Below are 12,797 nucleotides of genomic sequence, written 5' to 3'. Positions count from 1 at the left end.
AGTCACCATTGCAGCAGCATCGCGAGGGTCGCGACGCACATCCCCGTGGCGGAGGCCGCGGGCAGAAGGCCGCGTCCTACGCCGCCGGCTCGGATGCGACGGTAGGCACAGCGGACGCACACGGCGCACAGTACGAGAAGGACCGCGGCGAGGAGCGCCCAGAGCGGGCGCTCGAGGTGCGAGGCGTGACCTGCGGCGGATGCGCTCGCCGCAACCTCGCCTCCATGGCCATGAAACAGCGAGAGCACCGTCATGATCCCCATCCCGTACGGCTCTGCGGCGAGAGATGCGGTCCCATTGCGCCGCCCGACGAGAGCGCACCCGATCGCGACCGTGAGGAGCACGGCGACCCAGGCGAGGGGGCGGATCAACAGATAGCCGAAAGCCATGTCCGTCATGGCGGCGATAGACAGGATCGCCAGCGCTCCCGCCGTCAGATATCCCTTCGGCGCGCTGGGCGCGGACACGGTGTCAGCCCGGTGCCGGAAGGTGGCGGTCCATGTGGGTTCTCTCCTCCGGCGGCGGGTGCTAGATGACGATCTAGACCGAAAATACCGACCCGACGTCGCTCAGCGGTTGTTCGAGAACGCACGACACTTGCCTGTCCGCGACCCGCTGTGTCTCCTTCAGCTGAACCGGTACGACCCCGCGGCAGAGGCGGAGGGCAGCCGGTCGGATCGGTCGTCGCGCAGCCGGGATCGCAGCGTGCCGTTCTTGGGGTCGGTGTCGTAGAGGCCCCGCGCGGCCAGTGCGGGCACTACCTGTTCGGCGAAGTCCTCCAGCGTCCCGGGGCTGGTCAGTGGGTTCAACATGTAGCCGTCCAGGCCGGAGGCGCTCGCGTGGTCGCGCATCTGGTCGGCGATGTCGTCCGGGGTGCCGATGAACAGCAGGTCGGATCCGCGGGTGACGCGGGCGAATCTCTCCCGGAGGTCGCGGGCGGTGAGCGGGGCCTGACCGGCTCCGGATTTCTGCACGTAGGAGCTCAGTCCCTGGCTTTGCGTCGTCAGCGGTTCGTCATCGGCGTAGCGGCTGAGGTCGATGCCGGTGTCGCCGGCGTAGCTGACGAGCTGGGCCTCCAGGTGGTAGTTGGCTTGCAGGTCGTCGTACTTCGCCTGGGCGAGGCTCGCCGTCGGGGCGGTGATGACCCGCGCAAGCGCCATCGATTTCAGGTCCTCTGGCGCCCGGCCGGCGGCTTGTGCCAACTGCCGGATGTTGTCCAGGCCTCGGCGGATCTCCGTCGGATCCTTCTTGGGCAGCAGAACCACTTCGGCGTGGGCTGCGGCGAACTGCTGGCCGCGCGGGGACCACCCTGCCTGGAAGAGCACCGGTGTGCGCTGCGGGGAGGGGGAGGTGACGGCCGGCCCGGCGACCCGGAAGTCCTGGCCGGCGTGGTCGACCGGTCGAACGCGGCCGCCGTCGGCGTAGACGCGCCGCTCCCGGTCGGCGACGACTGCGTCATCAGCCCAGCTGCCCTCGAGCAGCTTGTACACGACCTCCATGAATTCGTCCGCCCTGCGGTAGCGGTCCTGCGGGTCGAGCATGGCGTCCAGCCCGAAGTTCCTGGCGGCGCTCTCGAGGTAGGAGGTGACGATGTTCCAACCGATCCGGCCCTTGCTGAGGTGATCGAGCGTGGCGAACCGGCGGGCGAGGCTGAACGGGTGCTCGTAGGTCGTCGAAGCGGTGACGACGAACGCGAGACGCTCAGTCAGCGCTGACAGGGCTGCCACGTAGACGAACGGGTCGTTCGCCGGCGCTTCAACGGCCCACTCGACGGCGGCCGACGCGGACCCGCGGTAGATGTCGTAGAGGCCGAGCACGTCTGCAAAGAACATCGCTTCGAGGTTCGCCTGCTCTGCGACGATCGCTGTGCTCCGCCACCGGTCCAGCGAGTTCACCCCCAGGCGGTCGTCCGACGGGTGCGTCCACAGGGACGGGGCTCCGCCACAGCCGACGCTGGCCTGCTCGTATAAGGCGAACCGGAGGGGCCGCTGGTCTGACATTGCATCTCCATCTTTGGCGTTCGAGCAAGCCGCACCAGTGTGCGGCGTCTCCCAGTATTGTCGTCAAGGCACTCGGAGATGCTCATGTTGCATTGTGTTGCGCTCCATTTTGGCGCGCTTCCGGGGTAAGGCACTGTGGATGGACGAAACGGCAATTCGAGGGAGCAGAACGCACTGTTCGTGTTGCGGCTTTCGATACGCCCCTATACCGTTTCCACAAACGTGCATGGTACGCACCTACAGGTGTTCATATAGCCCACAACAGTTCTTAGCTCGAAGGTGAGATCAATGACTGCATCCAATCGCAGCGCGGAGTTGTCGAACGTGCTGCCGGAGACGGCGGCAACCCAGGTTCCGCTCCGCAAACTTCAACGGTCGATGGGTGCGCGCCACCTCATCATGATCGCGCTCGGTGGCGTCATCGGCTCGGGTCTGTTCCTGAGCTCCGGCTACACGATCCACCAGGCCGGCCCCCTCGGCGCGATCATCGCGTACGGCATCGGCGCCGTCGTCGTCTATCTGGTGATGGCCTGCCTCGGTGAACTGGCCGTCGCGTATCCGGTTTCCGGCGCGTTCCACATCTACGCCGCCCGGTCGATCAGTCCCGCGACCGGGTTCACCACCGCATGGCTTTACTGGCTGTGCTGGGTGGTCGCGATCGGATCAGAATTCACGGCCGCCGGCATCCTCATGCAGCGCTGGTTTCCGGGCGTCGATGTCTGGGTGTGGTGTCTGATCTTCGCGGCGGTGCTGTTCGGCATCAACGCGATCTCAGCACGGGTGTTCGGTGAGACCGAGTTCTGGTTCTCGATGATCAAAGTAGCGGCGATCGTCGCACTCATCGTTCTCGGCGGCGCAGCCATCTTCGGCTTCTCCCCATTCTCCACGGTGCATCACGCGCCCGTGTTCTTCAGCAACTTCAATACTCCTCACGGGCTCTTCCCGAACGGCATCGGCGGCATCCTGGTGACGTCGCTCGCGGTGTTCTACGCCTTCAGTGGGTCGGAACTGATCGGGGTCGCCGCCGGCGAGACGAAGGACCCGGCGCGGAACATCCCTCGTGCCCTTCGCTCCACGGTTCTGCGACTCGTGATCTTCTTCATCGGCGCGATCGCGGTGATCGCTGCGATCCTGCCGTACAAGCACGCCGGTCTGACGAACAGCCCGTTCGTCGATGTCTTCGACTATGTCGGCATCCCCTACGCCGGTGATGTGATGAACTTCGTGATCATCACGGCCCTGCTCTCGGCGGGAAACAGCGGCCTCTTCTCGTGCGCTCGGATGCTGTTCTCCCTCGCGCGCGAAGGCCACGGCCCCCGGGTCTTCGCGAAACTGACGCGCCGCGGCATCCCTCTCGTCGCCCTCTCGGTCAGCATGGTCGGAGGTCTCGCCTCGCTCATCTCCAGTGTCATCGCTGCCGAGACGGTCTACCTCGTGCTCGTCTCGATCGCCGGGTTCGCTGTCGTCGTGGTCTGGATGTCCATCGTCGCCTCCCAGTTCTTCCACCGCCGCAAGTTCATCCAGGCGGGCGGCGACCTGAAGACGCTGCCGTACCGCACGCCCCTGTATCCGCTCGTGCCGATTCTGGCGTTCGTTCTGCTGTTCATCTCGTTGGTCGCCATCGCCTTCGACCCGACTCAGATCGCCGCGCTGTACTTCGGCGTCCCCTTCACGGCGGCTTGCTACCTCTTCTTCTGGCTGCGTTATGGGCGGAAGTCGAAGGCGACAGGAGACGCACCACTGGTGATGAGCGCCGAAGACGCCGAGGAGCTCGACGAGAGCACGACGGCCTGACCCCTGCGCAGCACCCTGAGGCCCTGCGCATGACAAGGTGGAGACATGCAGCCTCATTCGTCACTCACGCAGGGCCTCAGCCTGCTGGAAGGCGCGACGGACCGGGAACAGTCGGGACGAGCCGGCTACAGCGTCTCTCGGCTCGCCGACGCGGTCGGGCTCGAGCGGAGCCGGGCGTCGCGGTTGACGCAGGAACTCCGCGGGTCGGGATACCTCGAGATCGACGAATCGCAGACGCTCCGCCCCGGCCCGACCTTCTTCGGTATCGCCGCCGCCCGCAACGAAGAGTGGCTCCGAGCATCCCGCGCCGTGCTCAGGATGCTCGCCTCACGCTTCGACGTCAGTGCCCGCCTCTCGACACGGTCGGGCGCCGGGGTGCTGTTGTTGAGGTATGAGACGGGCGTCAGCGCGCCTGACAGTTCGGTTCGGCCGGGGATGACGACACCGGTGTGGTGCACGGCCGCCGGCCGAGCCCTCCTCTGGGATCTGGACGATTCTGCGATCGCGACGCTGCTGCAGGACGTCGAATTCGTCGGAGTGGGCGGCCCCCGCGCCGCCCACTCCACCGAAGAAGTCGTGACGCTGCTCGGTCGGGATCGCGAAAACGGGCACGCGTCCGCCGTCGAAGAGTTCGAGCAGGGGCTGACGGAACTCGCGCTGCCGCTCCGTGACCGGAGTGGCCGCGTCATCGCCGCGCTCAGTGTTGTGACGCGCCCGGCGACTCAGCACGTCCAGGAGCGGATGGTCGCCGAACTCGCCGACGCGAGCCGGCGCCTGCAGGCGCTGATGGCCGGCGACTGAGAGATCAGGACGCGCCGGCGCCCGGCGCCCCGAGAAGTGCAGACAGGGCCGACGCTGCGCGCACGCACTCCAGACCGAGCTCGGAGGTGCGATCGACGAGCCGGTCGCGCACTCCGACGATCTGAAGCGCAGCGATCACTTCACCCCGGAACTCGCGGACCGGAGCAGCAACCGAGTACAGGTTCGGCTCGGCTTCCTGGTCGACGATCGTGTAGCCGCGTGCGCGCGCTTCGCCGAGACGCTCGAGGAACTCCTCAACGGTGGCTGCCGCGTTAGGACCTGTCGACGTGAAGCGGGTGGATGCGAAGACGGCTCGGATCTCCTCCTCGTCCGCGTCCCACAGCGTGGCCTGTCCGGCGTCGCTGCAGAATGCGGGAAAGGCTCGTCCGACCCACGACCCGATCAGCCCCGTCGACCGGGGGACGCTTTCGACGATCGTGACTGTGCTATCTCCGTGCAGCGTTCCGAGGAATGCTGCTTCGCCGGTTCGCTCCGACACGTCCTCGAGGATGGTCAGACCATCTTCGCGCATGCGTCGCGCGGTCAAAGCCTGAGCCTTGGCGTACCAGTCCCAGCTCACCTCGTAGTACTTGCCGTTCTTGACGGCCAGTCCGCTGTCGGCGAAGTACTTCAGCGTGCGGGAGACTTGTGATCTCTCACGCTGCAGTCGGTTCGCAAGGTCCACCACAGCGGCGCGATAGGGCGGCCGACTGGACGCTTCGGCGAGGGAGGCGAGGATGTCCAACCCGCGCCCCATGCTCGACTGTCGCTCCACACGGTCGAGCTTAGCGATGCCCACCCGAGGGCAGGTCAGTGGATGGCGAAGACACGCGCCGGGAATCCGCTGCCGCCGAGCGGCTTCGCCCACGTCGCGACGACGAGAGCATTCGCCTCAGGAACGGCGTCGAGGTGGGCGAGCAGCTCGATCTGCCACCGATCCTGTTCCAGAAGATAACGCTCCAGCCCGAGGTCGCCCCGCGATGTTGCCAGTCCGGGGTCCGTATCGGTCTGCTCGTGGCCGACTGCGGCGATGTTGCGTTCGTCGATGAGGAATTCGAGCACCTCGCGACTCCATCCCGGCGTGTGACTGATGCCGGCCTCGTCGAGGTTCGCCATCTTCTCCCCGTCCGGCCACTTCCTCCACCAATCGGTGCGGAGGGCGACGAAGGAGCGTTCCGGGATTCGTCCGTTACGTTCCTCCCAGGCGTGCACGTCGGCGAGAACCGGGGTGCTGTCGGGGTTGCCCGCAACGCGCTCGCTGATGTCCAGCACGACCAGCGGCAGGATCATCTCGTCGACCGGGAGTTGATCGACGGTGCGTCCGCCGGACGCGAAGTGGGCAGGTGGGTCGATGTGTGTACCCCACTGCCCGATGAGCCTGAACTCGTGCGTCGTGAACCCGTCTCCCCGCTCGATCGAGAAGAGCTCGCGACGCTGCTCATCGGGAAACGCGGGAAAATGCGGCTGGCCGGCATGGAACGCGTGCGTGAGGTCGGTGTACGTGCGTCCCGACAGTACCGAAGCGGCAGCGCTCCACAGGTCGTGAACAGGCGATTCCGTGATCGCGATCATGCCAGGGCCTCCGCCCGCTCGGTGCTGACCGAGGTCACCAACTCCACCGTCTCGCTCAGCTCGATGACGGGGACCTCCCAGGGGTGCGCGGAAACAAGCTCTGAGATGACCTGATCGACGCGCGCCGCGCTCAGTTCGGCACTCAGGTAGGTGGTGACGACCAGCGTTGGAGACACGCATCGTTCTCCGCGGGCGCCGAGCGTGGCGTTCGCGGAGTCGCCGACGAGGAAGGTCTCCACACCGAGGGACATTTCCACGACGTCGGTGTAAGCCCCGAAATCGCCCAGTTCTGAGGTCGTCTCGATGACGTTTCGCAGGGGCCGGAGATCCTCACTCAGATAGGCCGCTCCGGCGCTCGCCACCAGGGAGTCGAACGTCTCGGCCGACACCGGCCAGTGCACACGCAGCTTGTGTCGCCGCGACTTCTCTAGACGCATCGTTGCATCCCCTTCAACTCGTGCAGCATAAACATATAGAAGTGTAATTCTGGCACAGAAACAGCCGGTTATGCCACGGACATCGTGGACAGCGGGCGCACGACGCGCACCGAATGGACACCGACCTGCTTGCCGAAGAGGCTCTCCAGCTCATCGACCCGCTCTGGGGAGGTCACCTGAATCCGCAGAAGAATGTCGAACTCGCCGTCGCCGACGTCGCAGCTGAGAACCTCAGGGATGAACTGAACGCTCCGCAGCACGTCCTTCCCGCTCATCGTGCGATCCCGTTCGATGAGAAGCACGACCACCGAAGGCCGCTCCTCGGGATCCGGGAAACCACGGACGGCCCGGTATCCGGCGATGTAGCCGGCGGCCGTCAGATCAGCGATCCGTTTCAGGCAGTTCGCCGGCGTCTCTCCGATTCGTGATGCGAGAACAGCGGCACTCATGCCTGCATCACGCACCAGCAGGTTGAGCAGCGAGCGATCCGTTGAGTCGATCGAGTGGGACATCAGGCCTCCTTGAGGTGTTCCTGGGCCAGTAAATACGGCGACCAGGGGATGCGGACCGCGGTTTGACGTTTCGATCGGTGGGCGGCCGAAACGACCACCCCGCAGAGCGGAATGACAGCGGCGGACGGACAACAGGCGACCTGAGGATGGAACGGACAAGCAAGCAGGAGAAAGGGAGATCATCGTGGATCGTTACGATTTGGCGCTCATCGGATTCGGCGGTGTGAACCGCGCGCTGGCCGAATTGATTCGCGACGGGGGCGCAGAGCTCGCCGACCGGCTCGGTTTCGAACTGCGCGTGGTGGCCATCACGGACCTGCGGTTCGGTTCCGTGATGCAGTCGGACGGGATCGATCTCGGTCGGGTGCTCGCAATGGGCGCGACAGAGACGTTCGCGGGGATGCGCGGCGGCAACATCCAGCCCCGCAACGAGGAGGTCATCCGCTCGTCGACCGCGGACATCGTCGTCGAGGCGACCTTTACGAATCCGGTCGACGGTGAGCCTGCCGTTTCGCACGTCAGATGGGCGCTCGAGTCGGGCAAGCATGTGACGACCACGAACAAGGGGCCGATCGCCCTCGCAGGCAGCGTCCTCAAACGGATCGCCGACGACAAGGGCGTCAACTTCGAATACGAAGGGTCCGTGCTCAGCGGTACTCCGATCCTGCGCTTCGCGAAGGAGCAACTCGCCGGTCTGCGGCTCTCCGGCGTCCAGGGCATCCTCAACGGCACCAGCAACTACGTGCTGGGTCGTATGGAAGCCGGCCTCGACCTGGCCGACGCCGTCGCGGAAGCCCAGAAGCACGGCTACGCCGAAGCGGACCCGACGGCCGATATCGAGGGCTTCGACGTGCAACTGAAGGTGGCGATCCTCGCCAATGAACTGCTGGGAGCGAACCTGAGCACCGAGGACATCCCGCGCGTCGGGATCTCGACCGTGTCGGCCGAAGACATTGTGAGCGCCGCGCGTGAAGGCAAGCGCTGGAAGTTGATCGGATCGGCTACGCGAAACGCCGATGGCTCGGTCACCGGCCGGGTGACGCCCGTCGCGGTGGACTCCGCGAGCGCGCTGCACGGGATCAGCGGTCCGACGAACGCGGTCACCTTCCAGACCGACCTTCTCGGCGACGTCACCGTCTCCGGCCCTGGCGCCGGACGCATCGAGACGGCATACGCCCTGCTGTCCGACATCATCGCCATCGATCGCTCGGTGCGGCACGAACGAGTGAGCGTGAGCAATGTCTGAGACAGTGCTGATGTCATCCGCGCCGACCGACAAGGCGCACGAACTCACGGTCCACAACCCGTTCGACGGGACCGAGATCGGGCGGGTCGCGCAAACCCTCCCCGCCGACATCGACCACGTCATCGAACGTGCGGCCCTCGGCTTCGAGCTCTCGCGCAGGCTCTCGCGGTTCAGCCGGCACCAGATTCTGAGCAAAGCCGCCATGCTTCTCGAAGCTCAGCGGGAAGTCGGCGCGCAGCTGATCGTTCGTGAGGCGGGAAAGACGATCCGCCAGGCGCGCAAGGAAGTGGATCGCGCGGTGAGCACCCTGTCGTTGTCCGCCGACACCGCCCGCTCCAACGCGGGGGAGCTCATCCCCTTCGACGCCTTCGAAGGATCGGAGAACCGCAAGGGCTGGTTCACCAGGGAGCCCCTGGGGATCGTCGCCGCGATCACGCCGTACAACGACCCTCTGAATCTCGTGGCGCACAAGCTGGGCCCCGCGATCGCGGGCGGCAACGCGGTGATCCTCAAGCCGTCACAGCTCACGCCCCTCACTGCGCGCGTGCTCGTTGACGTTCTCATCGAGGCGGGGCTGCCGGACGAAGTCGTCACCGTCGTCTGCGGTGACCGCACCGTTGCGCAGGCGATCGTCGGCAGCCGTACTGTTCGCATGGTCTCCTTCACCGGAGGGTTCGCCACCGGGGAGGCGATCGCGCGCACCGCAGGCTTGAAGCGCCTTTCGATGGAGCTCGGCGGCAACGCCCCGGTTCTGGTCTTCGACGACGCCGATATCGCTGAGGCGGTGGAACTGTGTGTGTCGGGTGCGTTCTGGGCCGCTGGACAGAACTGCGTCGGGGCGCAACGAATCCTCATCCAGCAAGCGAGTTACGACGCGTTCCGGGAACAGTTCGTGGCCGCGACCGCGGCACTGCGCGTGGGTGACCCCCGCAGGGAAGCCACGGATATCGGGCCGATGATTTCGGTGGATGCCGCACGTCGCGCGCAGCGCGTTGTCGACGCTGCACGGGAGGCAGGCGCGAAACTCCTCATCGGGGGCCACCACACCGGAACATCCTTCGGCCCGACGGTTCTGGAAGATGTGCCGTTCTCGTGCGAGGTGTGGGCGGACGAAGTGTTCGCCCCCATCGTGGTGCTGCAGCCGTTCGATACCGAAGAAGAGGCACTGAGGCTCGCCAACGAGATCGAGTTCAGCCTCCATGCAGGCGTTTTCACGAACGATCTGAACCGGGCGCTCCGCGTTTCGAATGCATTGGAGGCCGGCGGGGTGATGATCAACGACTCGTCCGACTTCCGGGTGGACGGCATGCCGTTCGGAGGGGCGAAATACGGGAGCATGGGCCGCGAGGGCGTCCGTTTCGCGTTCGAGGAGATGACCCAACCAAAAGTCGTCTGCATCAACGCATGAGCGCCGAGGCAACGTTCCGGATCGAGAGGGATTCGCTCGGCGAGGCACGCGTCCCCGCAGAGGCGTACTGGGGGATCCACACGCTGCGGGCGCTGGAGAACTTTCCGATCAGCGGAACGCCGATATCCCGCCACCCGGCGTTGATCGTCGCGCTGGCCACGGTGAAACAGGCGGCCGTCCGGGCAAACGAAGAACTGGCCCTGGTACCTCACTCGACGGCGGATGCGATCGCTGCAGCCTGCGAGCGCGTTCGTCGAGGCGAACTCCACGACCAGTTCTGCGTCGACGTGGTTCAGGGAGGCGCCGGCACCAGCACCAACATGAACGCGAACGAAGTGATCGCGAATGCGGCCCTCGAAGAGCTGGGGTTTCCGCGTGGCCGCTACGACCGGGTGCACCCGATCAACGACGTCAACCGCAGTCAATCCACGAACGACGTGTACCCGACCGCAGTGAAGCTCGCGATCGTCTCCGCCTTCACTCACCTGATCCCGGAGCTGGAATCCCTTGCGGCCGCGTTCGAGGAGCGTGGCAACGCGCACCGCGACGTGCACAAGGTCGGCCGCACTCAGCTCCAGGATGCGGTTCCGATGACCTTGGGACACGAGCTGACCGCTTTCGGCGTGACGATTCGGGAAGATGTCACGCGCATCCGGGAAGTCATACCGCTTCTCCTCGAATGCAGTCTCGGCGCGACCGCGATCGGGACCGGGATCACCGCAGAGCCCGCATATCAAGACGCCGTGCTCCGTCACCTCCGGCGACTGTCGGGGTTGCCCATCCGGCCCGCCTACGACCTCTTCGAAGCCACCTGGGACACGGGAGCTTTCATGCAGGCGTCCGGCATGTTGCGGCGCACCGCCGTGAAGCTGTCGAAAATCAGCAGCGACCTGCGGCTGCTCTCCAGCGGACCGCAGGCTGGCCTGGCGGAGCTCCGGCTGCCGCCGCGGCAGGCCGGATCGTCGATCATGCCGGGAAAGGTGAACCCCGTCATTCCCGAAGTGGTGAATCAGATCGCCTTCGCGATCATGGGAGCCGATGTCACTGTCGCGGTCGCATCCGAATCCGGTCAGCTCCAGCTGAACGCGTTCGAGCCGATCATCGCTCACCTACTGCTCCAGGGCATCAGCTGGCTCACGAACGGAGTCAGCGTCTTGCGCGAGCTGTGCATCACGGGCATCGAAGGCAATCGAGAGCTGCTCGCCGACCGGGCGGCGACGTCGGTCGGAGCCGTCACCTCCCTGGTGCCGGCGATCGGATATGAGGCGGCCGCGAAGGCAGCAGAGTTCGCGCTTCGACAGCGCGTGCCGCTCGCGGATGCCGTGGCCAGGTACTCGGGGCACACGCCCGAAGAAGCGAAGGAGCTGCTCGAACGCTTGCAACGTTGACGCGAGCGACGACGAAACGCGCCGGTACGTGTATTATCGTCATCATTAAATGCGAATAGCGCACACTACATGTGCATTTCGACTCAGTCAGCCCTGCGAAGGAGCAGCAGTCATGGCGACGCGACACCTCGATGAGATCGACGAGCAGTTGCTCGCCGAGTTGACCAATAACGCCCGGGTGTCCCTGGTCACGCTCGGCAATCGCGTCCACCTGTCGAGAAACGCTGTTCGCCAGCGCGTCGAGCGGATGGAGCGCGACGGCATCATCGGCGGCTACACCCTGACGCCGGGCAAGAACAGCAAGGGCGGCCGGCCGATTCGGGCCAACGTCTTCGTGTACCGCCTGGACAGAATGCGCGGCGAACTCGTCTTATCGGCGATCCGTGCGATTCCTGAGGTAGTGCGATGCGACATCCTGTCCGGCGATTTCGACCTCCTGCTCGCTGTCGAGACGGAAACCGTTGAACGGATGCAAGCCGTCTGGGAGCAGATCGCTGCGCTACCCGAGGTTGCCAACACGGTCACCTCGCTGACGCTTGCCACCCCGGTCAACCGCCACAAGGTGAACGCACCCGCCGAGGGGTGACATCAGGCGTGGCGACCATGAGAGTGTGGATGCCATGCGCGTCGTTGTGATCGGAGCAACCGGACATGTGGGCACCTACCTCGTGCCACGGCTGGTGCGGGCCGGCCACCAGGTGATGGCGGTCACCCGCGGGCTGAGCGAGCCGTACCATCCGGACCCGGCGTGGGACGCGGTCGAGCGGGTCCAGCTCGACCGCGAGCAGGGCGATGCCGACGGCACGTTCGCCACCCGGATTGCGGACCTGCACGCGGACGCTGTGATCGACATGGTCTGCTTCACACCCGAGTCGGCGCGACAGCTGGTCGACGCGCTCCGCGGCCGGGTGCAGTTGCTGCTCAGCTGTGGCACGGTCTGGATCCACGGACCGGCGACCGCGGTCCCCGTCGCCGAGGACGAAGCCCGCGAGCCCTTCGGGGACTACGGGATGAACAAGGACGCAATCGAGAGGCTGCTGCTGGACGAGGCGCGCACGCCGGGCGGGCTGCCGTGTGCTGTGCTGCATCCTGGGCACATCACCGGCCCAGGATGGGACATGATCAACCCGGCGGGCAACCTCGACCCGACGGTCTGGTCGCGGCTTGCCGCCGCTGAAGAGGTCGTGCTGCCGAACTTCGGCCTCGAAACTGTGCACCACGTGCACGCGGACGATGTGGCGCAGGGCTTCGAGCTGGCACTGGCGAATCCGGCCGCTTCGGCAGGCCAGGGCTTCCATCTGGTCTCCGATCGTGCGCTCACACTGCGCGGCTTCGCCGAAGCCGCCGCCGCCTGGTTCGGCGCCGAACCGAGACTGCGATTCGAGCCATTCGATCGCTTCGCACAACTCACCGACGCCGAGCATGCCGCCACGACGTGGGAGCACATCGCTCGCAGCCCTTCGATCAGCATCGACAAAGCCCGCCGCCTGCTGAACTACGAGCCCCGCTATACGAGCCTCGACGCGGTAGCCGAAGCGCTGCAGTGGCTCATCGACGAAGGACGCGTCAACACCGGGGGGCGTTCGCTGCGTCGATCCGATGCAACCGGAGGTGCGAAAGCAGGACGGTAAGGCTCGCG

The 12,797-nt window shown here is 65.8% G+C and carries 13 protein-coding genes; 7 read left to right on the top strand and 6 right to left on the bottom strand.

Annotation, left to right across the window (positions count from 1 at the left end; all coding sequences use genetic code 11):
• Positions 1–2: 2 nt before the first annotated feature.
• Both AB4079_RS01995 and AB4079_RS01990 read right to left on the bottom strand, forming a co-directional pair.
• Positions 3–467, bottom strand: a complete 465-nt coding sequence (locus AB4079_RS01995) for a hypothetical protein (protein ID WP_441785601.1) — start codon at positions 465–467, stop codon at positions 3–5.
• A 159-nt stretch (positions 468–626) separates the two neighbouring features.
• Positions 627–2,000: an NtaA/DmoA family FMN-dependent monooxygenase gene (locus tag AB4079_RS01990; protein WP_441785600.1), complete on the bottom strand. Its 1,374-nt coding sequence runs from the start codon at positions 1,998–2,000 to the stop codon at positions 627–629.
• A 288-nt stretch (positions 2,001–2,288) separates the two neighbouring features.
• Between AB4079_RS01990 and AB4079_RS01985 the strand changes: the two genes are divergently transcribed.
• Positions 2,289–3,794 (top strand): amino acid permease, encoded by a 1,506-nt coding sequence (locus tag AB4079_RS01985; RefSeq protein ID WP_441785599.1) that lies wholly within the window; start codon positions 2,289–2,291, stop codon positions 3,792–3,794.
• A gap of 45 nt (positions 3,795–3,839) precedes the next feature.
• A complete protein-coding gene (locus AB4079_RS01980) occupies positions 3,840–4,595 on the top strand; it encodes an IclR family transcriptional regulator (protein WP_441785598.1) in 756 nt (251 codons plus the stop codon).
• A gap of 4 nt (positions 4,596–4,599) precedes the next feature.
• On the opposite strand, the gene AB4079_RS01975 is transcribed toward AB4079_RS01980, so the two are convergent.
• The 4 genes from AB4079_RS01975 to AB4079_RS01960 form a co-directional block, all read right to left on the bottom strand.
• Positions 4,600–5,370, bottom strand: a complete 771-nt coding sequence (locus AB4079_RS01975) for an IclR family transcriptional regulator (protein ID WP_441785597.1) — start codon at positions 5,368–5,370, stop codon at positions 4,600–4,602.
• Between the two features lie 35 nt (positions 5,371–5,405).
• Positions 5,406–6,167: a cyclase family protein gene (locus AB4079_RS01970; RefSeq protein ID WP_441785596.1), complete on the bottom strand. Its 762-nt coding sequence runs from the start codon at positions 6,165–6,167 to the stop codon at positions 5,406–5,408.
• A complete protein-coding gene (locus AB4079_RS01965; protein ID WP_441785595.1) occupies positions 6,164–6,604 on the bottom strand; it encodes a hypothetical protein in 441 nt (146 codons plus the stop codon). Before AB4079_RS01965 ends, AB4079_RS01970 begins: the two co-directional genes overlap by 4 nt.
• Positions 6,605–6,672: 68 nt before the next feature.
• Positions 6,673–7,299, bottom strand: coding sequence for an Lrp/AsnC family transcriptional regulator (locus AB4079_RS01960; protein ID WP_441785594.1), 627 nt, complete (start codon positions 7,297–7,299; stop codon positions 6,673–6,675).
• Between the two features lies 1 nt (position 7,300).
• On the opposite strand from AB4079_RS01960, the gene AB4079_RS01955 reads away from it, so the two are divergent.
• The 5 genes from AB4079_RS01955 (at position 7,301) to AB4079_RS01935 (ending at position 12,789) form a co-directional block, all read left to right on the top strand.
• Positions 7,301–8,362, top strand: coding sequence for a homoserine dehydrogenase (locus AB4079_RS01955; protein ID WP_441785593.1), 1,062 nt, complete (start codon positions 7,301–7,303; stop codon positions 8,360–8,362).
• Positions 8,355–9,770, top strand: a complete 1,416-nt coding sequence (locus AB4079_RS01950; RefSeq protein WP_441785592.1) for an aldehyde dehydrogenase family protein — start codon at positions 8,355–8,357, stop codon at positions 9,768–9,770. The genes AB4079_RS01955 and AB4079_RS01950 overlap by 8 nt, the downstream gene beginning before the upstream one ends.
• Positions 9,767–11,158 (top strand): aspartate ammonia-lyase, encoded by a 1,392-nt coding sequence (locus AB4079_RS01945; protein WP_441785591.1) that lies wholly within the window; start codon positions 9,767–9,769, stop codon positions 11,156–11,158. The genes AB4079_RS01950 and AB4079_RS01945 overlap by 4 nt, the downstream gene beginning before the upstream one ends.
• Positions 11,159–11,270: 112 nt before the next feature.
• Positions 11,271–11,744, top strand: coding sequence for an Lrp/AsnC family transcriptional regulator (locus AB4079_RS01940; RefSeq protein ID WP_441785590.1), 474 nt, complete (start codon positions 11,271–11,273; stop codon positions 11,742–11,744).
• A 34-nt stretch (positions 11,745–11,778) separates the two neighbouring features.
• Complete coding sequence (locus AB4079_RS01935; protein WP_441785901.1) at positions 11,779–12,789, top strand: NAD-dependent epimerase/dehydratase family protein; 1,011 nt, start codon at positions 11,779–11,781, stop codon at positions 12,787–12,789.
• Positions 12,790–12,797 lie beyond the last annotated feature (8 nt).

The sequence above is a fragment of the Leifsonia sp. 2MCAF36 genome (assembly GCF_052115525.1).
Taxonomy (GTDB): Bacteria; Actinomycetota; Actinomycetes; order Actinomycetales; family Microbacteriaceae; genus Leifsonia.
This window is presented reverse-complemented; position numbering and strand designations above follow the sequence as displayed.

Coding starts and splice junctions, on each gene's coding strand:
- AB4079_RS01935 (WP_441785901.1), top strand. CDS start 11,779: ATGCGCGTCGTTGTGATCGGAGCAACCGGACATGTGGGCACCTACCTC.
- AB4079_RS01965 (WP_441785595.1), bottom strand. CDS start 6,604: ATGCGTCTAGAGAAGTCGCGGCGACACAAGCTGCGTGTGCACTGGCCG.
- AB4079_RS01980 (WP_441785598.1), top strand. CDS start 3,840: ATGCAGCCTCATTCGTCACTCACGCAGGGCCTCAGCCTGCTGGAAGGC.
- AB4079_RS01960 (WP_441785594.1), bottom strand. CDS start 7,299: ATGATCTCCCTTTCTCCTGCTTGCTTGTCCGTTCCATCCTCAGGTCGC.
- AB4079_RS01945 (WP_441785591.1), top strand. CDS start 9,767: ATGAGCGCCGAGGCAACGTTCCGGATCGAGAGGGATTCGCTCGGCGAG.
- AB4079_RS01990 (WP_441785600.1), bottom strand. CDS start 2,000: ATGTCAGACCAGCGGCCCCTCCGGTTCGCCTTATACGAGCAGGCCAGC.
- AB4079_RS01985 (WP_441785599.1), top strand. CDS start 2,289: ATGACTGCATCCAATCGCAGCGCGGAGTTGTCGAACGTGCTGCCGGAG.
- AB4079_RS01970 (WP_441785596.1), bottom strand. CDS start 6,167: ATGATCGCGATCACGGAATCGCCTGTTCACGACCTGTGGAGCGCTGCC.
- AB4079_RS01940 (WP_441785590.1), top strand. CDS start 11,271: ATGGCGACGCGACACCTCGATGAGATCGACGAGCAGTTGCTCGCCGAG.
- AB4079_RS01950 (WP_441785592.1), top strand. CDS start 8,355: ATGTCTGAGACAGTGCTGATGTCATCCGCGCCGACCGACAAGGCGCAC.